Origin of the sequence: Saccharomonospora sp. NB11 (assembly GCF_015910535.1) — a bacterium.
Classification (GTDB): Bacteria; Actinomycetota; Actinomycetes; order Mycobacteriales; family Pseudonocardiaceae; genus Saccharomonospora.
The window spans coordinates 368,032-392,302 of sequence record NZ_JACBJG010000003.1 but is presented as its reverse complement, the minus strand read 5'-3'; the positions used below and the strand labels follow the sequence as shown (position 1 = coordinate 392,302).

The window sequence follows — 24,271 nt, the reverse complement described above, 5'->3', positions numbered from 1 at the left end:
CATCTCCGGGTTGTGCCCTACCGGGACAACCACGCACCGAGCCGCCGCACCGCCTCGGTCACCTCAGCCTCCGAGGCAGCGTACGACAACCGGACGAAACGCCCACCGTTGACAGGGTCGAAGTCCACACCCGGCGTGATCGCCACGCCGGTCTCGTCGAGCAGCCGACGACACCAGGCCAGGCTGTCGTCGGTGTGCTCCGCGACGTCGACGTAGGCGTAGAACGCGCCGTCCACCGGGGCGACCTTGCCGAACCCGATGTCGGCCAGCCCGTCGAGCAGCACGTCCCGGTTGGTGCGGTAGCGCTCGACGTTGGCGTCCAGTTCGGCGTAGGACTCCTCGGTGAACGCGGCCACAGCCGCGTGTTGGGCGAGAGCCGGGGCGCAGATGGTGTAGTTGCCCATCAGCACGTCCACCGCGCGGTGCAGCCGCTGCGGCACGAGCGCCCACCCCAGCCGCCAGCCGGTCATCCCGAAGTACTTCGAGAACGACCCCAGCACCACCGCTTCCCGTGACGTCTGCCAGGCGCAGTCGACCTCGGCCTCGTAGCTGATGCCGTGGTAGATCTCGTCGCTGATCAACTGCACGCCCCGCGCGTCGCACCACCGCGCCACCGCCGCCAGCTCGTCGGCGGGCAACACCGTGCCCGTCGGGTTGCTGGGGCTCGCCACGATCACGCCCTGCACCTCACCCAGCTCGTCGAGCAGGTCGGTGCTCGGCTGGAACCGGGTGCGTTCGTCGGTGTCGAACTCGACGACCTCGCACCCCAGCGACGCGAGCATGTTGCGGTAGGCGGGGTAGCCGGGCCGAGCCATCGCGACCCTCGCCCCGGCCTCGAACGCCGCGAGGAACGACAACAGGAAACCGCCGGACGACCCCGTGGTGACGATGACGTCGTCGGGCGACACCGACAGCCCGTACCAGCGCGCGTAGTGCCCGGCGATCGCCTCGCGCAACTCGGGAATGCCGAGCTGACCCGTGTATCCGAGGTCGGCCTCCCCCAGTGCCCGCTGAGCGGCCTCCAACACCGGTCGGGGCGCACCCGACGTCGGCTGACCGGCGCACAAGGCGATCACGTCGCCGTGTGTGCGCTGCCGCTCCTTCGCGGCCGACAGCACCTCCATGACGTGGAACGGCGCCACGTCGCTGCGGCGAGACGGCCCGGGCATGCGTGCGGAATCGACCACCATGCCGCCACCTTAAGCGGCCCCCTGGACGGACGGGCCCGCCCCTCGTGCGGGACGGGCCCTGGCAGGTCGGCGTCCGTGCTCCAGGCCCTAGTAGCCCTGGTACGCGCCGCCCTGCGCCATCGACTTCAGGCCGGGGTGTCCCTCGAACCCGCCGTAGCGGTCGAACGTGTACCGCACGCCGGCGATGATGTTGTCGACCGGATTCCAGATGTCGTCGTGCCCGGGCAGCTTGTACGCCTCGAAGGTCGGGTCGATGCACTGCATCAACCCCTTCGACGGCGTGCCCTTCGCCGCGTTGGAATCCCAGTCGTTGATGGCGTGCGGGTTGCCACCCGACTCCTTCTCGATGATCGTCCAGATCTCGTCGATGTTGTCCTCGGTGACCGGGATGCCGTTGGCCTGGAGAATCCGGATCGCCTCGCGGATCCACTGCTCCACGTTGCCCGGGGGCGGGCCGCTGGTCGGCGGCGGTCCGCTGGGACCGTACCCGGCGAGGCCCCCACCGGTGCTTCCGCCGGACCCGCCGGTTCCCCCGCCACCGGTGCCTCCGCCGCCGGCCGAACCACCTCCGCCGGTGATACCGCCCGTCGCCTGCTGCTGGGACTGCGCCGAACCCGGTTCCGGCACGCTGGAGAACCCGTCGCCGACCTCGGTCTTCATGAGCTCCTGCGCCCGTTCGATGGCCTCGACCGACTGCCGGAGCAGCTCGTCGATCCGTTTCGCCGCGTCCTGCGCCGTCCGGCTGTTCCGCTCGCCCGCCTTGGCGATGATCTCCTCCGCCGTCGGCGACGGCGGAGACTCGCGCTCACCGTTCTCGAACGCCCGCATCGCGGCACTGGCCGCATCGGCCTCACGTTGGGCCTGCTCGTTGCGGTCGGTGATCGCCTGCTCCGCCTCGTCCTTGACCGTCTCGATCTGGCGTTTGATGGTCGAGAGCGTCTCCTGCAGGGCCGTCAGTTCGGCGGCGACCTCGTCGAGCTTGTCCCTGACCTTCTGGCCCGCCTCGGCGATCGAGTTGACGTAGTCGAAGAAGGCGTCCGCCGCCGGCCCCGACCACACACCGCCATCCCGCAGCGGCTCCGCGGCGTTGGTGAGATCGGTGGTGTGGTCGGCCGCGTTGCGCGACGCCTCGTCGAACTGACGAGCCACCTCCTCGATCGCACCCGGGTCGACCTTGTCGACCCGCGCCGCCTTCTTCTCGACCTCGGCCCACTCGGCCGGTATTCCGGCGCCGGTCATCAGAGGTCCCTCGCCGTCAGGTTCTCGGCCGCCACCGCGTCGGCCTCCGACATCGCCTCGACCGCCTTACGCAACGCCGCACCGGCAGCGTCGACCCGGCTGGCAGCCGCCGAGAACTCCGACCGCATGCCCTCGGTGAACCGCCCGACCGTGCCCGCGACCTTGTCGGGGTTGTCGGGGTCCTCCACCTCGCCGAAGGGGTTGTCGCCCTGGATGCCCTTGAGCTTGTCCATCGAAGTGCGGAATTCCTCCGCGATCTTCTCGACCCGTTGTGCCGTGATGGTCATCGATTCCGCGTCGTACACCGGCACGTCTCTGTCCTCCCCGTGACACACCTGACTCGCCCGATGCCGCAGTCAGTCACGCGTCTTCTACGACGTGGCGACCACGCCCACGGTTCCCCTGCGCAGCAAAGCGAGCACGGAGAGTGCTCAGACGTCGCCGAGCAGCTCCCACACTCGTTCCGCCAGCAGCGTGTTGTCCGCTGGAGCCACGGTGGCCCAGTCCCGGCGGTCGCCACCAGGTGCCACTTGGAACAGGTACCGACCCGCGTCGGTGTCGTAGAACGCGACGACCCGCTCGGCACGGCGCACGCGACCGTCGCGGTCGAGTCGCTGCGCACCGAACTGCCCGCGCGTCACCATGCCGAGCAACATGCCCGCGAGTTCCTGCGCCTGCCAGAGCTCGACCCCACGGTCCTGCAGGGCCGGGACGAGCGCCTTCGCGTCACCGCGTGCCTCGGCGTCGGCCTCGATGAGCACGTCGTGCGGCACACTGACCGACCGTCCCACTCCGGGAGCCAGCTCGCCCGCCACCGACACCGCCGACGCGGCGAGCGCCTCGTCGCGGGACGGGATGAGCCACACCTCGCCCGAGTCGACGACCCCCAGCACGGCGTCGCGACCCGAACTCGCCGCCAGCCCCGTGATCCGTCGGTCCGTCCACACCCACACGTCGACGCTCGTCCGCGGCCTCGCGAGCAGGTGCATCAGGTCCGCGATCTCGGGCACCACCCTGCGTCCACGGGCGAGTCCCCGATCGGCCAGGCTCTCCCAGGCCTGCTCGACGAACCGCGCGCGTTCGGTCCAGGTGACCCCCGGACTCGGTACCTCCAGCGCGACGTGTCGGCGAGCCAGGTCGAGTTCGTCCCACAGCACGTCGAACTCCAGCGCCGACAGCACCACGCTGTTGCCAGCAACGGTCACGGGCGACCGTCCGCACCGTCGTCGCCGATGACGTCCGGCGCGACCATGCGCTGGTCGGTGAAGAGGTCGTCGTCCTCCACCGCGAAGCGCCGGACGTGCTCACCGTCCTCGTCCTCCCCGGGCACCGCCTTCTCCAGGAATTCCTCCTTGCGGGGCGAGGCTCCGGGGTTGAGCCGCTCGGAACGACGCTGGACCTTGGCCTCCTCCTCCGGCAGATCACCCACCGCGAGCGGACGCGGCGACAACTGGGCGCCGGGGGCGCTGCGACCCACACCCCGGCCGGACCGTTCCTGTCCTGCCAGCGCACCGGCCACACCACCCGCACCGAGTGCCGCGATGCCACCCCCGACCGCGTTCAGCGACGAGCCGCCGCCGTCGGGAGTCGGTGCCGATCCGCTGAGGACGGCCGGTTCGTCCTCCTGGGGCACCACGGCCCCACTCGCCAGGCCGGGTGCGAGTTGGCGCTCGGTGGTCATCGACTTGGCCGTCCCCGCCCCGGCGTGGGGAGCGCCGCCCGGACTCGGAGCACCGCCGCCTGCCGACCGGGTCCCTCTGCCCGCATCCCCGTCCGACGTGGTGGGCGCCACGGGCGCTCCCGCAGTCTTCTGCCCCCGAGCGAGTTCGTCTCCACGGCCGACACCCGACGTTCCCGCTGCACCAGCCGCACCCGCTCCGGCGACACCCGCGACACCTCCGACCGCCGCCGCGGTCGGGGGCACACCGGCCCCCGCCTGCTGCGGCGTCCCACTCGGGTTCGGGGTCGCCGGAGACGACGGGGCGGGCGCCTGCGCCCCGACCCGGGCCCCACTCGTCGACCGGGCCGACGCATCGGTCGCCGGCGCGACCGACGAGGGTGTGACCACACCGGCTGCGCTCGTCGACTGCGTGGCCGACGCGGACGACGCCGCCTGGGGCGGCGGAGCGGACTGCCCCGACGACGACCCGGGAGCGGCCGGACCGGCGGACACACTCGCCGCCGACGTGGCTCCACCGGGTCCGCCACCGGCGTCGATCGACTGGGGCACGCGCTCCGGCACCTTCGCGACGAGCCGTTCGGGAGCACCCAGCTCCTCCACCCCGACGAGGTTCTCCCCGCTCTGCCGCGCGTAGGCGTCGAGCGCCTGGATGGCCTGCTCCCGCGCTTCGAGGCACTGTTCGAGCCGCTTCACCTGGTCACTCTCGAACCCGAGCAGGCTGAATGCGAAGTCGGTGAACCCGGGCTCCGGCCTCGGCGCCCGCAGGACCGCGGAATCAGGCAACGAGTGCACCGTGCGGTTGTACGCCTCCCCCTGGGCGAAGACCCGCTCGGCGGAGTCGTTCACCTTCTCGCCCGCCTCACGCGAGAAGTTCGCACCGCTGTCGACCACCGACGCCGCCTCGCGGCCCGCGTCGCTGTTCCACTCCACGCCGAGTTCGGCGAGCTGTGACCGCAGCGTCTCGTCGGTCTCCTCCAGCGCGCGGGCGACGGCCTTGAGTGCGGCGACCGTGTCGGACAGTCCCGCGACGCCCCGACCCGAGCGCATCAGGTCGATCTCGTCGGCGAGCATCGCGTCCGTGTAACCGGTGAACCGGTGGTCGCGGATTCGGGCGGCCTGAGCCGTGATGTCGACGTCGTTCATGTCGCGTCCTTGTCTGGCACCGTCTGACGACTCTTCGGAAGAACTGGGAGCAGGCCGAGCCGAGCCGGGTGACCGCGACGCCGGAGGTGCCGAGCGTGACGGTGGTGGCTCCGCGGGCGCTCCGAGCTGCACGGCCTGTCGGAGTTGTCGATCTCGTCGGAGTGGACGAGGCCGCACCACCGAGCAGGCTTCGTCACGGCTGCCGTCCCTCGCGGGAGTACCGGCCGGGACCGGCCGCCGAGACCCACCGGAGCAGGGCGCGAGGCAGGGCAGGCCGTGCGGTTCATCAGGAGCTACCTGCCTGCGGCGTCCTGGATCGCCGCCGCGCCGTCCTCGTCACCCGCCTGGTAACGGCGACCGGCAGCGCGCAACTGGTCGGCCAGGTTGTGGAGCCCCTTCACGTAGGCGAGCACCCGATTCCGGTACGAGTCCTGACCGCCGCTGATGACCGTGTTCCACACCTCGACGGCTTCTTGCGACACGATGTCGTCCGCGGGCGCGGGCAGACTCAGCGCACCGATGTGCTCGGTGATCTTGCGTTCGAGGGCTCGCGCCTGCTCCTCGATCACGTCGGCCACCGCCACGATCTTGTCCGGCGAGACGGTGATGTCCTTGATCACGGGCAGGGCCGGCACCTCGGGAGCCGGCGGTGCCGCGCCTCTCTCATGCTTCGGCCCGAGGAGCGACCACGGCGCCTGCGCGGATTGTCCTGACACTCTCGCACCCCCTGCTACGGCCTGTAGCCAGCCAACTCTCGCTGCAGGCTACCAACCGAAACGCCACCGTGGCCGACGAATCGGTGAGCGAAAGGTACCGTCGCTACGCCTATTCGCGAAGGAAAACACCCCGCCGACGTGCGGTGTGTCAGGAGTTCGGGACCGACAACTCGCCCCGAGCGGCCCGGGCCGCGATGTCGGAACGATGGTGCGAACCGGCCAGGTTGACGCGGGCCACGCGCTCGTACGCCTGCTCCCTCGCCGCGGTGAGATCGGGTCCGGTGCCGACCACCGACAGCACTCGGCCACCGTAGGACACCACGGCGCCGTCGTCCCTCCGACGAGTGCCCGCGTGGAGCACCCCCTCGGCCTCGCTTCCGGTGATCACGTCGTTGACACGCGGCTTGCCGGGATACCCGTCCGCGGCCACGACCACGGTCACCGCAGCGCCCTCGGCCCACTCCAGCGGCGGCTGCTCCGCCAGCCTGCCGGTGGCCGTCGCGTGCAGCAACTGCGCCAGCGGCGTGCGCAGCAGAGCCAGCACCGCCTGGGTCTCGGGGTCACCGAAGCGACAGTTGAACTCGATCACCTGCGGTCCCGACGACGTCAACGCCAGCCCCGCGTACAGCAGTCCGGTGAACGGCGTGCCGCGTCGGGCCAACTCGTCCACCACCGGCCGCACGATCGTGGAGACCACCTCGTCGACCAGCTTCTCGGGCGCCCACGGCAACGGCGCGTACGCACCCATGCCACCGGTGTTCGGGCCCGCGTCGTCGTCGCCCACCCGCTTGAAGTCCTGCGCGGGCAGCAGCGGCACCACGGTCTGGCCGTCGACCAGGCAGAACAGCGACGCCTCGGGGCCGTCGAGGAACGACTCCAGCACCACGGGATGACCGCCGTCGAGCAGCATCAACGCGTGCTGACGGGCGCGATCGAGCTGGTCGGTGACGACCACGCCCTTGCCCGCGGCCAGGCCGTCGTCCTTCACCACCCACGTGGGGCCGAACCGGGCGAGCGCCGCGTCGAGGTGCGCCGGGTTGTCGACCACCTCGCTCCGCGCCGTCGGCACTCCCGCCGCCGCCATCACGTCCTTGGCGAACGACTTCGACCCCTCGATGCGAGCGGCCTCCGCGCTCGGCCCGAAACAGGCGATGCCCGCGGCGCGCACGGCGTCTGCCGCGCCGGCCACCAACGGGACCTCGGGGCCGACGACCACGAGGTCGGCCTTCCACGACACCGCCAGGTCGGCGATCGCCTTGGGGTCGGTCAGGTCGACACCGAGGGTTTCCGACACGGACGCGGTTCCGGCGTTGCCCGGTGCACAGGCCAGCGCCGTCACCGCCGGATCGTGGGACGCAGCGAGTACCAGAGCGTGCTCCCGAGCTCCGGAGCCGATAACGAGGACGCGCACGGGCACAGCGTAAGCGGCAACGGTCGGGCTTCGTTCACCGGTCCGTCCCCTTGCGGACGCCGGACCGTCGCCCCATCGTTCCGGTCGAAGATCAAAGTTCAGGTGAGACCCACCCACACGTGGAAGGCGGGAGAATGCGAAGGAAACTCGCACTGCTGGCCCTGTGCGGCCTCACGGGGCTCGGGGGCGCCCTCGCCCCGGCGAGCGCGGAACCCGGCACCGAACCCGGCGCTGAACCCAAAGACGCGCGCGGGAAGGACGAGTTCGTGATCGTCGGTCACCGAGGCGCGTCGGGCTACCGGCCCGAACACACCCTGGCGTCGTACGAACTCGCCGCGCGCATGGGCGCCGACTACATCGAGCCCGACCTCGTCACCACGTCCGACGGCGTGCTCGTGACCCGGCACGAACCCGAGATCGGTGGCACGACCGACGTCAGCCGACGCCCGGAGTTCGCCGACCGCAAGACCACCAAGCTGGTCGACGGCGAGCCCGTCACCGGGTGGTTCGCCGAGGACTTCACCCTCGCCGAGCTGAAGACGCTGCGAGCCGTCGAACGCATCCCCGACCTGCGACCCAACAACACCGTCTACGACGGGCGGTTCGAGATCCCCACGTTCCAGGAGGTCGTCGACCTCTCCCGCCGGCTGTCGCGCGAGCTGGGGCGTCCGATCGGCCTCTACATCGAGACCAAGCACCCCACGTACTTCGCCGAGCAGGGCCTCGCCCTCGAACCCAAGCTCGTCGAAGCGCTCGACCGCAACGGCCTGAACCACCCGCGCGCGAAGGTCTACGTGCAGTCGTTCGAGGTGACGAACCTCAAGCAGCTCGACGACCGGCTGCGGGTCCCACTGGTGCAGCTCGTGGACGCCTCGGGAGCGCCGTACGACTTCGTGCACTCCGGCGACCCGCGCACCTACGACGACCTGCTGACGCCGGAGGGGTTGGCCGAGGTCGCGACGTACGCGGAGGGGCTCGGCCCGGCCAAGGACCTCGTCGTGGCCCGTGACGAGGACGGCAGCCTCGGCGAGCCGACCTCTCTCGTGGCGGACGCTCACCGTGTCGGTCTCGACGTGCATCCGTGGACGTTCCGGGCGGAGAACGAGTTCCTTCCCACCGACCTGCGGTCGTCGGACGACCCGGCGGCGTGGGGCCGCATCTTCGAGGAGTACGAGGCGTTCCTCGCGACGGGAATCGACGGCGTGTTCGCCGACCACCCGGACATCGCCGTGGAGGCCGTGCGCTCACACCAGGGCTGAACAACTGCGAAGACCCGTACGGGAAACGCCAACAACCGTTCCTGGACCGCGGACACGCCGGGGAGAGGTCCCCTCGCCCGGCGTGTCCGCACCTTTCGCACTCGTGTCCGCACCTCACGCACGCGTGTTCGCGGTTCGGCGTCGGGGCGGGGCGGGGCGGATCAGGCGAACTCGTGACGCACGATCGTCTGCTCGCGGCCCGGGCCCACGCCGATGGCGGAGATCCGGGCGCCCATCAGCTCCTCCAACCGCTCGACGTACGCCTGCGCGTTGGCGGGCAGCTCCTCGAAGGCGCGGCAGCCGCTGATGTCCTCGTGCCAGCCCGGCAGTTCCTCGTAGATCGGCTTCGCGTGGTGCACCCCGGTCTGCGTCATCGGCATGTCCTCGGTGCGCTCACCGTCCACTTCGTACGCCACGCACACCGGAACGGTGTCCAGTCCGGACAACACGTCGAGCTTGGTGAGGAAGTAGTCGGTGATGCCGTTGACGCGCACGGCGTAACGCCCGATGACCGCGTCGAACCAGCCCGTGCGCCTTGAACGGCCCGTGGTGACGCCGAACTCGCCACCGGCCTTGCGCAGGTTCTCGCCCGCCTCGTCGAGCAGCTCCGTCGGGAACGGACCGGAGCCGACCCGTGTGGTGTACGCCTTCAGGATGCCCAGCACCGTCGTGATGCGACCCGGCCCGATGCCCGACCCGGCGCTCGCGCCGCCCGCGGTCGGGTTGGACGAGGTGACGTAGGGGTAGGTGCCGTGGTCGACGTCGAGCAGGGTGCCCTGCGACCCCTCCAGGAGCACGGTCTCCCCGCGCTCCAGCGCCTTGTTCAGCTCCAGGCGGGTGTCGGCGATGCGGTGGGCGAACTTCTCGCCCTGCGAGAGCACCGTGTCCACGACCTCGTCGACGTCGAGCGCCTTGCGGTTGTAGACCTTGACCAGCACCTGGTTCTTGACCTCCAGGGCCGCCTCGATCTTCTGGCGGAGGATGCTCTCGTCGAGCAGGTCCTGCACGCGCACGCCGACGCGGGCGATCTTGTCCTGGTAGCACGGTCCGATGCCGCGGCCGGTGGTGCCGATCTTCTTGTTGCCGAGGTACCGCTCGGTGACCTTGTCGATGGCCACGTGGTACGGCATGATCAGGTGCGCGTCGGCCGAGAGCAGCAGCTTCGAGGTGTCGACGCCGCGTTCCTCCAGGCCCGCCAGCTCGTCGAGCAGCACACCCGGGTCGACCACCACGCCGTTGCCGATCACGTTGGTGACCCCGGGCGTGAGGATGCCCGACGGGATGAGGTGGAGCGCGAAGTCCTGACCGTTCGGCAGCACGACGGTGTGACCGGCGTTGTTGCCGCCCTGGTAGCGGACGACCCACTGGACGCGGTCGCCGAGCAGGTCCGTGGCCTTGCCCTTGCCTTCGTCGCCCCACTGGGCACCGACGAGCACGATGGCCGGCATGTAACACTCCTGGTATTCGAGGTCTGACCGTCGGGCGGGACGGATGACACGCATCAAGATGCCGGTGCATGAGCCTAACCGAGGAGCGAGGCGTGAGTGGACTGGTGTTGGCTTGCGGAAACGCGGCGGATTCGCTAACGGCCGTCGACGGCGTCCGGATCGAACGGCTGCCCGCGCGGCCGGGCAAGAAGGACGTCGACCCGCTGTTGGAGCCGACCCTGGTGGTGGCGGGGACCGACGCCGACCTGGCGGCCGTCGCGCTGCGGCTGCTGCGGAAGGACCTGCTGGAGTCGACCACGGTGGGCTTCGTGCCCACGGACCGGGACTCGGCCGTCGCGGCGCTGTGGGGCCTGCCCACCAAGCCGAGTGAGGCGTTGGAGGTCGCGACCACGGGCGAGGTGCGCCCGGTGCCGCTCGTGCGGGACGACGTCGGGGGCGTCCTGGTGGGGCGGGGCGAAATCCCCCGCGTGCGTGGCGTCGGCTACTGCGACGACACCGTCGCCCTGCGTGGTGACGCGCGCTCGCTGGAGGTCCGCCCCGGGCCGGAGGGCCTGGTCGTCACCGTGACGCGCGGTCGCCTGCGGCGACGTCGCACCACGTATTCAGGCCGGGCGTTCCAGCTCGGCTGCGACCCGGTGGTGCCCGTCTCGGACGGCGTCGCCCACCCGCGTTCCATGGAGCGCTGGACCTGGTACCGGCACACGCAGGACCTTCGACTGAGGCGTCCGGCCGCGTCCTGACCGGACGGGAAAACTTGTCCGTTCGCGCGCAAATCCGACCTGCGGTTTCGTGACTCGGGACGGAAAAGATCGGCGTGACATTGACAACGCCTGTTGTCGCAACAGAATCCGACCGGGGACAGCGTTGTCACAAGTTCACAAGGAGCGCCCATGCGTCCACCCGGTCGACGTCTTCTCAGCTCGCTCGTCACCGCCGTCACCGCCCTTCTGGTGACCGGCCTCACCGTGGCCGCGGGTCACCCCGCACAGGCCGAACCGACCGCCGCCGACGACTTCTACACCCCGCCGAGCCCGCTGACCGGCGAGCCGGGGGACGTGTTGAAGTACGAGGAGAGCACCTTCTACATCGATCCGCTGAAGCTGATCAAGCCAAACGCGGACGTGTACCGACTCATGTACCGCAGCAGCGACACGCACGGCGAGGCGAACGCCGTGACGGGGACGCTGCTCGTGCCCAACCGCGAATGGCGAGGCGAAGGCGCCCGACCGCTGGTCAGCTACGCGCCGGGAACGCAGGGCGTCGGTGACGACTGCGCACCGTCGAAGAAGTTCTCGCTCGGGCTCGACTACGAGGGGCCGTTCGTCTCCGGCCTGCTCGCCCTCGGCTACGCGGTCGTGGTGACCGACTACGAGGGTCTCGGCACGCCGGGCGTCCACACCTACGTCAACCGCGCCGCCGAGGCACACGCGGTGCTCGACGCGGCGAAGGCGGCCCAGCGCATTCCCGAGGCCGGACTGTCGGCCGACAGCCCCGTGGTGCTCGCCGGCTACTCGCAGGGTGGCGGGGCGTCCGCCGCGGCGGCGGAACTCGTCGACGAGTACGCGCCCGAGCTGGACGTCAAGGCCGCCTACGCGGGTGCGCCGCCCGCGAACCTCGCCGAGGTCGCGCCCGTGCTCGACGGCCACTACGCCGCCGGTTTCCTCGGGTTCTCGCTGCTGAGCCTCGACGCCGCGTACGACGAGATCAACCTCGACGAGGTGGTGAACGACGAGGGTCGGCGCCTGCTGGGCGAGATCGCCGACGCCTGCACCGAGGACGCGATCCTCAAGTACGCGTTCATGAAGACCTCGAAGCTCACCAAGGACGGCAGGGCGCTGCAGGAGTACCTCGACGAGGAGCCGTACGCCTCCGCCGTGGCGGAGCAGCGCATCGGGCTCCGCGCGCCCGACGTGCCCGTGTTCGTCCTGCACAGCAGGCTCGACGACATCGTGCCGTACGGCCAGGGCAGGCAGATGGCCGTGGACTGGTGCGAGCGGGGCGGGACCGTGCAGTTCACGACGTCGTACGTGCCCTCGCACATCGGCGGCATGCTGCGCGCCTACCCGGAGGCGGTGGCCTGGCTGTCCTCGATGCTGAACGGCGGGCAGCCGAAGAACAACTGCTCCAGCCTGCTCGGCTCGTGAGCCGCGAGTGACGACAGCACGGCGGGGAGCCCTCGGAGCGATCCGGGGGCTCCCCGCTCGTCTTCTCGTGTGACGTTCACCGTACGTATTGAGTTGTTCACCCGAATCGGTCACAGTCGAGTGGTGCGCAAGTCAACCACTCTCCGTGCAATAGCCATCACCGCCAGTGTCCTCTTGCTGGGCGGCTGCGCCGCCGTCAAAGACCGCGTCGAGGGGGCAACCGACAGCTCCACGACGGCCACGTCCGGTGCGGAGACGGACGCCGCGGACACCGCGCGTCGGCAGCTCGACGAGCTGAAGGTCGCCCCGGACGGCCCCATGGACGGCTACTCACGCGACCGCTTCCCGCACTGGAGCAACCAGGGCGAGGGCTGCAACACCCGCGAGGTGGTCCTCAAGCGCGACGGTGACGGCGTGAAGGTGGACGACAAGTGCCGCCCGACGACCGGCTCGTGGACGAGCCCGTACGACGGGGAGACCTGGACCGACCCGTCCGACGTCGACATCGACCACGTCGTGCCGCTGGCCGAGGCCTGGCGCTCCGGCGCGAGCACCTGGACCGACGACGAGCGCGAGCAGTTCGCGAACGACCTCGACGGCGTCAACCTGCTCGCCGTCACCGACCGCGTCAACCAGGCCAAGGGCGACAAGGGCCCCGAGTCCTGGCGGCCACCGCTGGAGAGCTACTGGTGCACCTACGCGATCTACTGGATCGACGTGAAGCACACCTGGGAGCTGACGGTGGAGGAGGACGAGAAGGTCGCGCTGAAGGACATGCTCGACCGCTGCTGAGACCCGCTCACTCGGCCAGGCCGGTGGCCTTCGGCGCCTCGGGGTCGGAGTCGGCGAGGAACGTCGAGCACCGCTCCCACTCCTCGGTCTCACCGATGTGCTTCGCCGCACGCGCGAGCGCGGCGAGCGAACGCAGGAACCCCTGGTTCGGCCGGTGCGACCACGGAACGGGACCGAACCCCTTCCAGCCCGACCTGCGCAACTGGTCGAGTCCCCGGTGATACCCCGTGCGGGCGTAGGCGTAGGCGGCGACGACCTCGCCGTCCGCCAGCGCCCGCTCCGCCAGCGCGGCCCACGCCTCGCTGAAGTCCGGGTGCTCGGCCGCGACGTCGGCCGGGTCCGTGGCGGAGTCGAGAGCGGCCTGCGCCTCGGGCCGCTCCGGAAGTCGGGTGGGTTCGGGTTCGAGGAGGTTGCCGTGCGTCATGACGTCATTGTGCGCCATGACGCACGGCGGGCCCTCGACAGCGCCGGGTCGGTCAGAGCTTGCGACCGGCCGACTTGAGGTGCTCGGCGGCCTGCACGACGCGCGCGGCCATCGACTCCTCGGCCTTCTTGAGGTAGCTGCGCGGGTCGTAGGTCTTCTTGTTGCCGACCTCGCCGTCCACCTTCAGCACGCCGTCGTAGTTGGTGAACATGTGCGCCGCCACCGGGCGGGTGAACGCGTACTGCGTGTCGGTGTCGATGTTCATCTTCACGACGCCGTACGACACCGCCTCGTGGATCTCCTCCAGCAGCGAGCCCGACCCGCCGTGGAACACCAGCTCGAACGGCTTCGAGCCCTCGGGCAGCCCGAGCTTCTCGGCGGCCACGGCCTGGCCTCGCTTGAGCACGTCGGGACGCAGCTTGACCGCGCCGGGCTTGTAGGCGCCGTGCACGTTGCCGAACGTGGCGGCGAGCAGGTAGCGGCCCTTCTCCCCGGCACCGAGCGCGTCGACGGTCTTCAGGAAGTCGCCCTCGGCGGTGTAGAGCTTCTCGTTGATCTCGTTGGAGACGCCGTCCTCCTCACCGCCGACGACGCCGATCTCGACCTCCAGGATGATCTTCGCGTCGGCGGCACGCTCCAGCAGCTCCGCGGCGATCTTGAGGTTCTCGTCGAGGTCGATGGCCGAGCCGTCCCACATGTGCGACTGGAAGAGCGGGTTCTCCCCGCGCTTCACGCGCTCCCGCGACAGCTCGATCAGCGGGTTGACGAAGCCGTCCAGCTTGTCCTTCGGGCAGTGGTCGGTGTGCAGGGCGACGTTCACCGGGTACTTCTCGGCGACGACGTGGGCGAACTCGGCGAGCGCACGCGCGCCGGTCACCATGTCCTTCACCTTCTGACCGGAGGCGAACTCCGCCCCGCCGGTGGAGAACTGGATGATCCCGTCGCTCTCCGCCTCGGCGAATCCCCGCAGCGCGGCGTTGAGCGTCTCGGACGAGGTCACATTGATGGCCGGGTACGCGAACTCGTTCGCCTTGGCCCGGTCCAGCATCTCGGCGTAGACCTCGGGTGTGGCGATGGGCATCGTTGTCCTCCTCGGGAACGGGCGCTTGCGGGACGGCGCCCTCGCGCGTCGACACGCGCGCCGGGCACCCTCTCGCCCGCATAGTACGAGCGAAGACGCACTCTCGCGGTGAGCCGCATTACCCCTTCGGACCCTGATCGATCAACCCCTTGTATCCGAATCGATCAACCTCCGAGTCCCAACGCCTCGGCGAGTTCGCGGTAGGCGGGAAGCGGGTCCGGCCCGTGCGGCAGGACCTGGACGCAGACGTGGTCGGCACCGGCGTCGAGGTGGGCCCGCACGCCTCGGGCGACCGTGTCGGCGTCGCCGTGGACGGCGAGCTGGTCGACGAGCGCGTCGCTGCCGCCGTCGGCGACGTCGGCCTCGGTCCAGCCGAGCCTGCGGAGGTTGCTGACGTAGTTCGTCAGTCGAAGGTAATGCGACACCATCGGGCGAGCGGCCGCGCGGGCCCGCTCGGGGTCGGGGTCGAGCACGACCTTCTGCTCGGGCGCGAGCAGAACACCGTCGCCGAGGATCTCGCGTGCCCGGCGGGTGTGCTCGGGCGTGGTGAGGTACGGGTGCGCTCCCGCCGTCCTCTCGGCGGACAACCGCAGCACCTTCGGGCCGAGCGCGGCGAGCACGAGGGCGTCGCGGGGCACCCCTTCGGCGTCGAGAGTGTCCAGATAGGACACGATCCGGTCGTAGGGCTTCTGGTACTCCTGCGTGACCTCGCGGTGGCCGACGCCGACGCCGAGCAGGAAGCGTCCCGGGTGCTTCGCCGCGATGCGGTGGTAGGAGCGGGCGGTCTCGACCGGGTCGGCCTGCCACATGTTGACGATGCCGGTGGCCACGGCGATGCGCTCGGTCGCGTCGAGCAGCTCCTCGACGGCACGCAGGTCGGCGGGCGGTGAACCACCCAGCCAGACGGCTCCGTAGCCGAGTTTCTCCGCCTCGGCCGCGAGCGAGGCGTCGAGGTGCGGCGCGACATGCCAGATCCCGATGGAACCGAGGTTCACTGTCATGCCCCTGGCAACGGAAGGTCGTCCGCGATCATTCCGACCACAACCCTACCGCGGAGTAGCCTACTTCGAGTAAGTTGCGGATCAGCCGTGCAGACCGCAACGAGGAGAGGCACCCGATGACGTCGCTGCCCACCTGGTGGACCACGAGGAACGTGCGCAACAAGGTCGTGCTCATCACGGGCGCCGCCCGAGGGATCGGCGCGGGACTCGCCGAACGACTCGCGGCCGACGGAGCGAAGGTCGCCCTCGTCGGTCTGGAGGCCGAGGAACAGCAGCGGGTCGCCGACCGCATCGGCCCCGCCGCCCGCTCGTGGCAGGCCGACGTCACCGACTGGAAGGCCCTCCAGGCCGCGGTCAACGGCGTCGTCGCCCACTTCGGCGGCATCGACGTCGTCATCGCCAACGCGGGCATCGCCACCACGGGCTTCGTGCGCTCGGTCGATCCGGAGGCGTTCGAGCGGGTCTTCGAGGTCGACCTGCTCGGCGTGTGGCGCACGTTCCGCGTCACGCTGCCGCACGTCATCGAGCGCAAGGGCTACCTGCTGGCCATCTCGTCGCTGGCCGCCATCACCCACGCGCCCGGCATGGCGAACTACGCCGCCGCGAAGGCCGGGGTCGAGGCGTTCTGCAACAGCCTGAGGGCCGAGGTCGCCCACCTCGGCGTGAAGGTCGGCGTGGCTCACCCGACGTGGATCAAGACCGACCTGGTGGAGAGCGCCGACGCCCACCCCGTGTTCGGCAGGCTTCGGGGATCCATGCCCGGCCCACTGGGCAAGACCTACCCGTTGCGGGTCGCGCTCGACGACCTCCAACGAGGCATCCGCAGGCGGGCCCGCACGATCCACGTCCCTCGCTGGGTCGGCGCGATCAAGCTGATCCGCGCGTTCCTTCCGCCGCTCGTCGAGCTCGGGTCACGGTCGCGGGTTCCGGCGGCCGACCGGGCGGCGCTCGACGACATCGCCCGACGAGGCGCCAAGGAAGCGGCGATCACCGGCCACGGCGGCCGAGCGGCGACCGTGAGTCGGAAGTAGGGTCCGGCCCGTGGCTGCTTCGTCGCGCCGCGACGCGATCCGGATGACCGACGACGAGGTCGCGCGATTCGTCGCCGACCGCGCCGCCGACAGCACCGTCACGATCGCCACCCTCGGCCCGAACGGCCGACCGCACCTGGTGCCGCTCTGGTACGTCGTGCGCGAGACCGACGGCTCCAAGTGGCGGCTGGCGAGTTGGACGTACGCGCGGTCGCAGAAGGCGCAGAACCTCCGCCGCGACCCGCGCGCGACGCTGCTCGTGGAGTCCGGGCAGTCCTACGACGAACTCCGCGGGGTGTCGCTGGAGTGCGACGTCGAGCTCGTCACGGACCTCGACACGGTGACGAGCATCGGACTCGCCCTCGCCCTCGCCCGCGCTCCGGAGGGCACCGACCCCGACGCCGTGCGTGGGCTGGTCGCCGCTCAGGCGACCAAACGCGTGGGGTTGGTGTGCACGCCGACGACGGTCGTGAGTTGGGACCACACGAAGCTCGGCGGCGGCTACTGACCCGTCAGCCAGGCTCCCAGCACCGGATCGAACTCCCGCACCGTGCGCTCCGCCAGCACGCCCTCCAGGTGGTACGGGTCGGCGTCGATGATCCGCTGCAGGTGTTCCCGGTCGTCCGCCCGGTAGATGACCATGCCACCCGTGTCGCCGACAGGACCCGCGACCGCCACTGTGCCGTCCTCCACCAGCGACGCCAGGAACTGCCGGTGCCGGGGCCGCACCGCGGCGAACGTCTCCGGCACGTACGTCTGCTCCACCACGAACCACGCCATGCCTCCACGCTACGGCCCGGCCGACGTGCGCGAAGAAGGCGCCCCCGACGCGGGACGCCCGTACGTTAGGTCCGCGGGTCGACAGCCGATACGCTCTTGTCCAGGAGAAGTCGACGAGGATGGGCGGGATTTTCGATGCACGGCAGCGCCGAGCCGATGCGACACCGTGGGGTCGCGCGCGGAGCGGAGCGTGACGTCGAACAGACGCTGTCCCATCTGCGCACGTTGGACGCTCCCGTCCAGCGGGTGCAGCCGTCCGGCCCGCTGACCCTGGAGGACCTCTACCGGCAGCACCGGATGCGGCTCGTGCGCCTGGCGATCCTGCTCGTGGACGAGCCCGCCACGGCCGAGGACGTCGTGCAGGAGGCGTTCACGGGTCTGCACCGCAACTGGGGCAAGCTGCGCGACGCCGCCGCCGCGGTGTCGTACCTGCGGACGGCCGTCGTCAACGGCTCCCGCAGCGTCCTGCGTCGACGCAAGACCGCGCGGGACTACGTGCCGCCGCACGTTGTCAACGCCCGCTCGGCCGAGAGCCTCGCCATGCTCTCCACCGAGCACCAGGCCGTGGTGGCCGCGCTGTCGAAGCTGCCGCCGAGGCAGCGTGAGGTGCTCGTGCTGCGCTACTACGGCGGCCTGTCCGAGGCGGAGATCTCGGAGGCCGCGGGCATCTCGCGGGGAACGGTGAAGTCCACGGCGAGCCGCGCGTTGGAGGCGTTGCAACGCGCGATGAACGACGGCCGAAACCCGAGAGGTCACTGACGCGGACGCCGACCGGCGCAAGCCACGTCACGTCCGCGACGACCCCGGACGATGGCTCCCTCTTGGTCTGGACCAATAAGATGTGACTGTGAACGGCACCGACATCGTCCTCACCGGCGCACGCGTCCACTGCCCCGACGGAACGCTCGACACGGGGTGGCTCTCCGTCTCGGGTGAGCGGATCAGCGCGGTGGGGACGGGAACGCCCCCGGCGGGCGAACACCTCGACCTCGCCGGCGCGCACGTCGTGCCCGGCTTCGTCGACATGCACTGCCACGGCGGCGGAGGCGGGTCGTTCACCAGCGCCGACCCCGACGAGGCGCACACCGCGATCGAGACCCACCGGCGGCACGGCACCACCAGCCTGGTGGCGAGTCTCGTGTCGGCGACCCCGGACGTCATCGCCGACCAGCTCGCGGCGCTGCAGGACCTCGTCACCGACGGCGACCTCGTCGGCACACACCTGGAGGGACCCTTCATCGCCGAGGCCCGGTGCGGGGCACACGACCCCGCCGTGCTGCGCGAACCCGACCCCGCCGTCGTCGAAAGCCTGCTCGACGCGGGCCACGGCACCATCCGCATGGTGACGTTGGCCCCGGAACTCACCGGCGGCATCAAGGCCGTGCGCGCGCTCGTCGAGTCGGGCGTGATCGCCGCCATCGGACACACCGACGCGGTGGGCGAGCAGGTGCGGGCCGCCGTCGACGCGGGCGCCACCGTGGCGACCCACCTGTTCAACGGCATGCGGCCACTGCACCACCGCGAACCCGGACCGGTGGGCGTGCTGCTCGACGACGAGCGGGTCAGCGTGGAATTGATCTGCGACCTCGTCCACGTCCATCCCGACGTGCTGCGGCTCGCGGCCCGGCACGCGGGGCGTTCGCGGACGGTGCTGGTCACCGACGCCATGTCGGCCACGGACGTCGCCGACGGCCGGTACCGGCTGGGCAACCTCGACGTGGACGTCGCGGGCGGGGTCGCCACGCTCCCGGACAGCGGGGCGCTGGCGGGCAGCACCCTCACCATGGATGCCGCGTTCCGCAACCTGGTGCTCGACGCCGGTCTGGACATCGCCGACGCCGTCGCGGCCACTGCCACCCACCCGGCGGCGTTGCTGGGCATCGACACCGAGACCGGTTCGCTGCGGCCCGGCCTGCTCGCCGACCTGGTGGTGCTCGACGACGACCTGCGACTCACCGGTGTCCTGCGCCGCGGTTCCTGGGTCGTCACCCCGCCAGGCGTGGTCTGAGCCGGTGGGAGCCCCGGACGCGCGCGTGCGACACCACCGTGGGGGCCCGGTCGACGTCCGACGCCCGGACTACGCTGAGCAGCGATGAGCGACGACCCGGAGCGCCTGCTTGCGGAGGCGTTGCGTGCGCAGGCGCGGTACGCACCACCGGCAGCCCCCACGGCGCCGACGGTGCCCTCGACACCGCCCGCACAGACCACGCAGCCGACGCCGCCCGCGCGACCCACCATGCCCGCCGCACGACCGGCGCCCGGCACGGATCTTCCCGGCGGCTCCGCCGGGTACGGGTTGCTCTCCGGCGCCGCAGACGGCGAACCGCCCGCCCGACGGGCGAACGACGACACCGACACCCACACCGCCCAGGCCGGACGTGGCAGTCACCGGCTGGAGACGGAACCGCTGGCCGCACGCTGGGTGTTGCTCCTCGCCGCGTCGCTCGGTCTCGCCGTGGGATCGGTGATCGGCCTGTTCACCGTGCTCTGACGGCGCGCGTCGTCAGAGCGAGAACATCGACCCCGGGTTGAACAGGTTCTCCGGGTCGAGGGCGCGCTTCAGTCGCCGGTGGACGTCGATGCCCACCGGACCGATCTCGCGGCTCAACCACTCCTGCTTGAACTTGCCGACGCCGTGCTCGCCGGTCACCGTGCCGCCGAGCGAGAGCCCGAGGTCGAGGATCGCGTCGAACGCCCGCTTGGCGCGCTCGAACTCGCCCTCGGCGTGTGCGTCGTAGACGACCGTCGGGTGCATGTTGCCGTCACCCGCGTGTCCCACGACGGCCACGGTCAGTCCCACGTCATCGGCGATGCGCTCACAGCCGGTGATCAGCTCAGCGATGCGGGTCCGCGGCACGCACACGTCGTCGGTCATGCACGTGCCCCGGCTCTCCAACGCGGTGAGCGCGACCCTGCGACCCCGCATGAGCAGGTCGCCTTCGACGGCGTCGTCGGTGTGGTAGGTCATCTCGGCGCCCGCCTCGCGGCACACCCGTTCGATGGCCGCAAGCTCCGTGCTCGCCTGCGCGCCACCCGCGTCGGACTGACAGAGCAACAGCGTTCCCCGGTCCGACCCCGTGCCGAGGTCGGTGCGCAGGTACGTCTGCACGGCGTCGATGGTCGCCGCATCCATGATCTCCATCAGCGACGGCACGAGCCCCTCACGCACGATGCCGCTGACGGCCGCGCCCGCGGCGGGAGCGGACGGGAACGCGGCCACGAGGGTCGCAGGAGCCTGCGGCAGGGGGCGCAACGCCAGAGTGGCCTCGGTGATGATCCCGAGGGTCCCCTCGCTGCCCACGAAGAGCCGGGTGAGGTCGTACCCCGCGACGCCCTTGACCGTGCGCCGACCGGTGCGCAACACCGACCCGTCGGCCAGCACGACCTCCAGCCCGAGCACGAAATCGGCTGTCACGCCGTACTTCACGCAGCACAGTCCGCCCGCGTTGGTGGCGAGGTTGCCGCCGATCGTGCACCAGTCGTAGCTCGACGGGTCGGGCGGGTAGAAGAGCCCGTGCTTGGCCACCTCGTCGCGCAGCGCCTGGTTCACCACACCCGGCTGGACCACCACCAGGCGGTTCTCGGGATCGACCTCCACGATCCGGTCGAGCTTCGTGGTGACGACCACGACACAGCCGTCGACGGCGTTGGCCGCCCCCGACAGCCCGCTTCCGGCGCCCCGGGGCACCACGGGCACCCGCGCCTCGGCACACGCCCTCACCGCGGCCTGGACTCCGGCGGCGTCCTCGGGCAACACCACGGCCAACGGAGTGCCCGCAGGCGCGAGCGGCATCTGGTCACGCGAGTAGGTCGCCATGACGTCGGGGTCCGTCACCACGGCCGCGGCACCGAGGTCGGCGCGCAGCCGGTCGAGGAGGGCGTTACTCATACACTCACGCTAACGGGTGAACCGTGAATCGTTCACACCCGACCGGAAAGTGTTCGCAGGTGCTACTCCTCACAGGTGAACGACTTGCCGGGCACCCGCCGACGCCGGGATCGTTGCCGTGACCACTCTGCTCCCCTCGACCGACCATGACAGCGGAATGAATCCATGTCTGCGCAGCTCTCCCACCCCGACGACCCCGACGGCAGCACCGACCAGGTGGCCACCCAACTGGTCCGGCTCGTCCGGTTGACCGCCCGCGCCAAGTCCCGGGTCACGAAAGAGGGGCCGGACGGTGTGGAGCGCGCGGCCTACGCGATCCTGTTCCACCTCGTCGACCGGGGACCGCAGCGCACGAGCCGACTGGCGGAGTCACTGCACTCCGACGTCTCGACGATCAGCAGGCAGATCAGCTCACTGGTGGAGCACGGCCTCGTGGAACGTCTCGCCGACCCCGCCGACCGGCGGGCCTCGCTGCTCGCCGCCACCCCGCAGGGCCGACGCGTGTTCGAGACCAACCGGGAGCGCCTGAACCACTGGCTGGAGCACGTCCTCGACGAGTGGTCCGAGGCCGACCGGGTCACCGTGAACGTGCTGCTGCGTCGCCTCAACGACCGCATCGAGACCTGCGACCCGCTGGCCGCACCGAGCACCTCCGAGCACCGGACGACCGGGCACTGAGCGTGACGCCGGGGTCGCGACACGACCCGCGTCGCCGTGGCCGCTGCGGTCCGCACCGCTTCACGTCACCGTCGATCCCGGCAGCCGGGCACCACGACGATCGCCCGGCACGTACGCTGCCGACGTGGATGCAGTCAACGCCGAAGCCACGACGATCGGACTCGACTGGCTGTCGACGGCCGGGCCGCTGTTGGTATGGCTCATCGTCCTCAGCTTCGTGTTCGTCGAGTGCGCGCTGATCGTGGGACTCTTCCTGCCCGGCGACTCGCTGCTGTTCGCCGCGGGGGTGGTGCTCGCCCAGCACGACGTCGAGGGCCAGGCGTGGGCGCTCTCGGGCGTCGCGCTCGCGACCGCGGTCGTCGGCAACCAGGTCGGCTACTACGTCGGACGGCAGACCGGGACCCGGTTCATCGCCCGCCGAGGCGGCAAGATGCTGAATCAGGAGAACCTGGACCGCGCCAAGTCGTTCCTCGACCGCAAGGGCTTCCTGGCCATCGTGGCCGCGCGCTGGATCCCGTGGATTCGCACGCTGGCCCCGTTGATCGCCGGGGCCGCGGGCATGAACCCCCGCCGGTTCATGCTGGCCACCGCCGCGGGCGCCGTGCTGTGGGTGCCCACCCTCGTGCTGCTCGGCTACTACGCCGCCGGTCTGCTCACCGCGATCCCGTGGCTCAACACCGTCCTGGTGTGGGGCAGCGTCGCGTTCTTCGTGATCGGGACCGCCTACGGTGCCTGGCGCTACCGCCAGGAGATGCGCAAGCCCGTGGACGACGAGGCGGAGGCCGCAAGCGCCTGACCGCCCCGCGTCCGCGCGGGCGGGCGGGTCACACCGCGAAGTGGGGCAGCTCCATGTCCTTGATCACCAGGTCGGCGCGCTGCGCCGTGGGGGCGATGAGGTCGGCGTTGCGCTGGTCCGAACCGCGTGCCCGCTGCTGTGCCTCCACGAGCGACCGGCCGAACTTGCGATGCCGGGTCACCAGCCGCTCGATGCGGGCGTCCTCGTCCGGTTCGAGGAACCAGACCTCGTCGAGCAGCGACCGCAACTCGCTCCACGGCTCGGTGTCGAGCAGCAGGTAGTTCCCCTCGGTGATCACCAGACGCACATGCGGCAGGACCGGTACCGCGCCCGCGATGGGCTCCTCGATCTCCCTGCGGAACTCCGGCGCGTACACGGGCTCGTCACCCGCCGCGAGACGCCGCACGAGGTTCACGTAGCCGTAGGCGTCGAAGGTGTCGGGCGCGCCCTTGCGGTCGGTGCGACCGAGGCGGTTCAGCTCCACCTGCGCGAGGTGGAAGCCGTCCATGCCGACCACGACGGCGTGAGCCCCCAGCGCGTCGGCCAACCGCCAGGCGAGCGTGGTCTTGCCCGACGCGGGCGCGCCCGCGATGCCCAGCACCGTGCGCTCACCCCGGTCCACCAGGGCGTGCGCCCGGTCCAGCAGTTCCTCGAACGACGTCATCTCTCTCCCATCATTGCCCTGACCGGGCCGATCCAGCTCCGGGGTCCCACGTGCCGCACCCGCTCGGCGGCCACAGCGTTGGCGAAGGCGATGTCCTCGACGAGGCGGTCGTCGTTCCGGTGTTCCCCGGCTCGCCCTGGGCCGAGTCGGGACACGAACGCTCCGTGCCACACGTCACCCGCCCCCAGAGTGTCCCGCGCGTCGACCTCCGGCACGGCGACGGTGCCCGAACCGCCGCGCGTCCGCCAGCGAACCGGCTCCGGCCCCGCCGTCGTGACCACCACCGCGACGTCGTCCAGAGCGCCCTCGGGGGCTCGGAACCGCGCGGAACAGGCCACCACGGCGGCGAGGGGGAACACGTCGGCGAACACGGGCTTCCAGCTCCCCGCGTCGACCACCAGAGGCCGGTCGTGACGACGCGCCCAGCGCGCGGCGGCGAGAGCGAGCGCCGGGTGGTGACCGTCGACCAGCACGGCGTCCGGCCGCCGTCGCTGCCACGCCGGGTGCTCGTCGAGGTCGAACGCGTCGACCGCGTCCTCCAGGGCCGCCGCGTTGTGCGAGACGACGGTGCGCTCACCATCGTGATCACGGACGGTGACCGAACTGAGCGGCGGTGGCGCGTCCCGTTCGGGAAGCAGGTCGATCACGGTGACCCCGTGGTCGGCGAGGTCGTCCCGGGCGAGCAGTGCCAGCGGATGGCGGCCCAGGACCGTGAGCAGCGTCGCGTCCCCTCCCAGCGCAGCGACGGTGACCGCGGCGTTGGTGGCGGGACCACCGGCGGCCACCTGGACGCCACCGGACTGCACCTTCTCCCCGGGCGCGGGCAGGTGCGTGACGCGCTGAACGAGATCGACGGTGCACAGCCCCGCCAGCAGCACGCTCACCTCTGACATGCCTCCCGGCC

26 protein-coding genes are annotated in these 24,271 nt (G+C 70.9%); 11 read left to right on the top strand and 15 right to left on the bottom strand.

The window, feature by feature from the left end; genetic code table 11:
• Nucleotides 1-17: 17 nt before the first annotated feature.
• The 7 genes from JAV51_RS06385 to purD form a co-directional block, all read right to left on the bottom strand.
• Nucleotides 18-1,187: a pyridoxal phosphate-dependent aminotransferase gene (locus tag JAV51_RS06385; protein ID WP_197319779.1), complete on the bottom strand. Its 1,170-nt coding sequence runs from the start codon at nt 1,185-1,187 to the stop codon at nt 18-20.
• Nucleotides 1,188-1,277: 90 nt separating this feature from the next.
• Nucleotides 1,278-2,429, bottom strand: coding sequence for a transglycosylase SLT domain-containing protein (locus JAV51_RS06380; RefSeq protein ID WP_197319686.1), 1,152 nt, complete (start codon nt 2,427-2,429; stop codon nt 1,278-1,280).
• Complete coding sequence (locus JAV51_RS06375; protein ID WP_197319685.1) at nt 2,429-2,740, bottom strand: hypothetical protein; 312 nt, start codon at nt 2,738-2,740, stop codon at nt 2,429-2,431. The genes JAV51_RS06380 and JAV51_RS06375 overlap by 1 nt, the downstream gene beginning before the upstream one ends.
• Nucleotides 2,741-2,860: 120 nt before the next feature.
• Nucleotides 2,861-3,634 (bottom strand): ESX secretion-associated protein EspG, encoded by a 774-nt coding sequence (locus JAV51_RS06370; protein ID WP_307845750.1) that lies wholly within the window; start codon nt 3,632-3,634, stop codon nt 2,861-2,863.
• On the bottom strand, nt 3,631-5,253 hold the full coding sequence (locus JAV51_RS06365) for a PPE domain-containing protein (RefSeq protein ID WP_197319684.1): 1,623 nt from the start codon (nt 5,251-5,253) through the stop codon (nt 3,631-3,633). The genes JAV51_RS06370 and JAV51_RS06365 overlap by 4 nt, the downstream gene beginning before the upstream one ends.
• A gap of 293 nt (nt 5,254-5,546) precedes the next feature.
• Nucleotides 5,547-5,873, bottom strand: a complete 327-nt coding sequence (locus JAV51_RS06360) for a hypothetical protein (protein WP_307845749.1) — start codon at nt 5,871-5,873, stop codon at nt 5,547-5,549.
• Between the two features lie 244 nt (nt 5,874-6,117).
• Entirely contained in the window at nt 6,118-7,380 is a 1,263-nt protein-coding gene (gene purD, locus JAV51_RS06355) for a phosphoribosylamine--glycine ligase (RefSeq protein ID WP_197319682.1), read from the bottom strand.
• Between the two features lie 134 nt (nt 7,381-7,514).
• Between purD and JAV51_RS06350 the strand changes: the two genes are divergently transcribed.
• Nucleotides 7,515-8,639: a glycerophosphodiester phosphodiesterase gene (locus JAV51_RS06350; protein ID WP_197319681.1), complete on the top strand. Its 1,125-nt coding sequence runs from the start codon at nt 7,515-7,517 to the stop codon at nt 8,637-8,639.
• 161 nt (nt 8,640-8,800) lie between these two features.
• Here JAV51_RS06350 and JAV51_RS06345 read toward each other — a convergent pair whose 3' ends face one another.
• On the bottom strand, nt 8,801-10,087 hold the full coding sequence (locus tag JAV51_RS06345; protein ID WP_197319680.1) for an adenylosuccinate synthase: 1,287 nt from the start codon (nt 10,085-10,087) through the stop codon (nt 8,801-8,803).
• A 92-nt stretch (nt 10,088-10,179) separates the two neighbouring features.
• Between JAV51_RS06345 and JAV51_RS06340 the strand changes: the two genes are divergently transcribed.
• From JAV51_RS06340 to JAV51_RS06330, 3 genes are all read left to right on the top strand, one after another.
• The gene (locus tag JAV51_RS06340) at nt 10,180-10,827 is read left to right on the top strand and encodes a hypothetical protein (RefSeq protein WP_197319679.1); all 648 of its coding nucleotides are present in this window, start codon (nt 10,180-10,182) and stop codon (nt 10,825-10,827) included.
• A gap of 150 nt (nt 10,828-10,977) precedes the next feature.
• Complete coding sequence (locus tag JAV51_RS06335) at nt 10,978-12,231, top strand: lipase family protein (protein ID WP_197319678.1); 1,254 nt, start codon at nt 10,978-10,980, stop codon at nt 12,229-12,231.
• A 123-nt stretch (nt 12,232-12,354) separates the two neighbouring features.
• Nucleotides 12,355-13,023, top strand: coding sequence for an HNH endonuclease family protein (locus JAV51_RS06330; RefSeq protein WP_197319677.1), 669 nt, complete (start codon nt 12,355-12,357; stop codon nt 13,021-13,023).
• Nucleotides 13,024-13,030: 7 nt separating this feature from the next.
• Here the strand turns inward: JAV51_RS06330 and JAV51_RS06325 are convergent, their stop codons facing one another.
• From JAV51_RS06325 to JAV51_RS06315, 3 genes are all read right to left on the bottom strand, one after another.
• Nucleotides 13,031-13,447: a DUF3151 domain-containing protein gene (locus JAV51_RS06325; protein ID WP_197319676.1), complete on the bottom strand. Its 417-nt coding sequence runs from the start codon at nt 13,445-13,447 to the stop codon at nt 13,031-13,033.
• A gap of 52 nt (nt 13,448-13,499) precedes the next feature.
• Nucleotides 13,500-14,528 carry a class II fructose-bisphosphate aldolase gene (gene fbaA, locus JAV51_RS06320; RefSeq protein ID WP_197319675.1) on the bottom strand — a complete coding sequence of 343 codons (1,029 nt, stop codon included), beginning with the start codon at nt 14,526-14,528 and terminating at the stop codon, nt 13,500-13,502.
• A gap of 164 nt (nt 14,529-14,692) precedes the next feature.
• Nucleotides 14,693-15,529, bottom strand: coding sequence for an LLM class F420-dependent oxidoreductase (locus JAV51_RS06315; protein ID WP_197319674.1), 837 nt, complete (start codon nt 15,527-15,529; stop codon nt 14,693-14,695).
• A gap of 116 nt (nt 15,530-15,645) precedes the next feature.
• On the opposite strand from JAV51_RS06315, the gene JAV51_RS06310 reads away from it, so the two are divergent.
• On the top strand, nt 15,646-16,560 hold the full coding sequence (locus tag JAV51_RS06310; protein ID WP_197319673.1) for an SDR family oxidoreductase: 915 nt from the start codon (nt 15,646-15,648) through the stop codon (nt 16,558-16,560).
• Between the two features lie 43 nt (nt 16,561-16,603).
• Complete coding sequence (locus JAV51_RS06305; protein ID WP_197319777.1) at nt 16,604-17,068, top strand: pyridoxamine 5'-phosphate oxidase family protein; 465 nt, start codon at nt 16,604-16,606, stop codon at nt 17,066-17,068.
• On the opposite strand, the gene JAV51_RS06300 is transcribed toward JAV51_RS06305, so the two are convergent.
• Entirely contained in the window at nt 17,062-17,340 is a 279-nt protein-coding gene (locus JAV51_RS06300; RefSeq protein WP_197319672.1) for a YciI family protein, read from the bottom strand. The two genes, JAV51_RS06305 and JAV51_RS06300, sit on opposite strands and share 7 nt — an antisense overlap.
• Before the next feature lie 135 nt (nt 17,341-17,475).
• Here JAV51_RS06300 and JAV51_RS06295 point away from each other — a divergent pair, with 135 nt between their 5' ends.
• From JAV51_RS06295 to JAV51_RS06285, 3 genes are all read left to right on the top strand, one after another.
• A complete protein-coding gene (locus JAV51_RS06295; RefSeq protein WP_197319671.1) occupies nt 17,476-18,099 on the top strand; it encodes an RNA polymerase sigma factor in 624 nt (207 codons plus the stop codon).
• Between the two features lie 88 nt (nt 18,100-18,187).
• Nucleotides 18,188-19,348, top strand: a complete 1,161-nt coding sequence (nagA, locus tag JAV51_RS06290; protein ID WP_197319670.1) for an N-acetylglucosamine-6-phosphate deacetylase — start codon at nt 18,188-18,190, stop codon at nt 19,346-19,348.
• Nucleotides 19,349-19,432: 84 nt separating this feature from the next.
• Nucleotides 19,433-19,831, top strand: coding sequence for a hypothetical protein (locus JAV51_RS06285; protein ID WP_197319669.1), 399 nt, complete (start codon nt 19,433-19,435; stop codon nt 19,829-19,831).
• A 12-nt stretch (nt 19,832-19,843) separates the two neighbouring features.
• Here the strand turns inward: JAV51_RS06285 and JAV51_RS06280 are convergent, their stop codons facing one another.
• Nucleotides 19,844-21,229, bottom strand: coding sequence for an FAD-binding oxidoreductase (locus JAV51_RS06280; protein WP_197319668.1), 1,386 nt, complete (start codon nt 21,227-21,229; stop codon nt 19,844-19,846).
• 165 nt (nt 21,230-21,394) lie between these two features.
• On the opposite strand from JAV51_RS06280, the gene JAV51_RS06275 reads away from it, so the two are divergent.
• A complete protein-coding gene (locus tag JAV51_RS06275) occupies nt 21,395-21,907 on the top strand; it encodes a MarR family winged helix-turn-helix transcriptional regulator (RefSeq protein WP_197319667.1) in 513 nt (170 codons plus the stop codon).
• A 124-nt stretch (nt 21,908-22,031) separates the two neighbouring features.
• Nucleotides 22,032-22,703 (top strand): DedA family protein, encoded by a 672-nt coding sequence (locus JAV51_RS06270; RefSeq protein ID WP_197319666.1) that lies wholly within the window; start codon nt 22,032-22,034, stop codon nt 22,701-22,703.
• A gap of 28 nt (nt 22,704-22,731) precedes the next feature.
• Here the strand turns inward: JAV51_RS06270 and JAV51_RS06265 are convergent, their stop codons facing one another.
• Together JAV51_RS06265 and JAV51_RS06260 are read right to left on the bottom strand one after the other, a co-directional pair.
• A complete protein-coding gene (locus tag JAV51_RS06265; protein WP_197319665.1) occupies nt 22,732-23,367 on the bottom strand; it encodes a nucleoside/nucleotide kinase family protein in 636 nt (211 codons plus the stop codon).
• Nucleotides 23,364-24,251, bottom strand: coding sequence for a PfkB family carbohydrate kinase (locus tag JAV51_RS06260; RefSeq protein WP_197319776.1), 888 nt, complete (start codon nt 24,249-24,251; stop codon nt 23,364-23,366). Before JAV51_RS06260 ends, JAV51_RS06265 begins: the two co-directional genes overlap by 4 nt.
• Nucleotides 24,252-24,271 lie beyond the last annotated feature (20 nt).

Coding starts and splice junctions, on each gene's coding strand:
- JAV51_RS06350 (WP_197319681.1), top strand. CDS start 7,515: ATGCGAAGGAAACTCGCACTGCTGGCCCTGTGCGGCCTCACGGGGCTC.
- JAV51_RS06315 (WP_197319674.1), bottom strand. CDS start 15,529: ATGACAGTGAACCTCGGTTCCATCGGGATCTGGCATGTCGCGCCGCAC.
- JAV51_RS06380 (WP_197319686.1), bottom strand. CDS start 2,429: ATGACCGGCGCCGGAATACCGGCCGAGTGGGCCGAGGTCGAGAAGAAG.
- JAV51_RS06365 (WP_197319684.1), bottom strand. CDS start 5,253: ATGAACGACGTCGACATCACGGCTCAGGCCGCCCGAATCCGCGACCAC.
- JAV51_RS06295 (WP_197319671.1), top strand. CDS start 17,476: ATGCACGGCAGCGCCGAGCCGATGCGACACCGTGGGGTCGCGCGCGGA.
- JAV51_RS06325 (WP_197319676.1), bottom strand. CDS start 13,447: ATGACGCACGGCAACCTCCTCGAACCCGAACCCACCCGACTTCCGGAG.
- JAV51_RS06335 (WP_197319678.1), top strand. CDS start 10,978: ATGCGTCCACCCGGTCGACGTCTTCTCAGCTCGCTCGTCACCGCCGTC.
- JAV51_RS06305 (WP_197319777.1), top strand. CDS start 16,604: ATGACCGACGACGAGGTCGCGCGATTCGTCGCCGACCGCGCCGCCGAC.
- JAV51_RS06280 (WP_197319668.1), bottom strand. CDS start 21,229: ATGAGTAACGCCCTCCTCGACCGGCTGCGCGCCGACCTCGGTGCCGCG.
- JAV51_RS06275 (WP_197319667.1), top strand. CDS start 21,395: ATGTCTGCGCAGCTCTCCCACCCCGACGACCCCGACGGCAGCACCGAC.
- JAV51_RS06345 (WP_197319680.1), bottom strand. CDS start 10,087: ATGCCGGCCATCGTGCTCGTCGGTGCCCAGTGGGGCGACGAAGGCAAG.
- JAV51_RS06285 (WP_197319669.1), top strand. CDS start 19,433: ATGAGCGACGACCCGGAGCGCCTGCTTGCGGAGGCGTTGCGTGCGCAG.
- JAV51_RS06300 (WP_197319672.1), bottom strand. CDS start 17,340: ATGGCGTGGTTCGTGGTGGAGCAGACGTACGTGCCGGAGACGTTCGCC.
- JAV51_RS06310 (WP_197319673.1), top strand. CDS start 15,646: ATGACGTCGCTGCCCACCTGGTGGACCACGAGGAACGTGCGCAACAAG.
- fbaA (WP_197319675.1), bottom strand. CDS start 14,528: ATGCCCATCGCCACACCCGAGGTCTACGCCGAGATGCTGGACCGGGCC.
- JAV51_RS06265 (WP_197319665.1), bottom strand. CDS start 23,367: ATGACGTCGTTCGAGGAACTGCTGGACCGGGCGCACGCCCTGGTGGAC.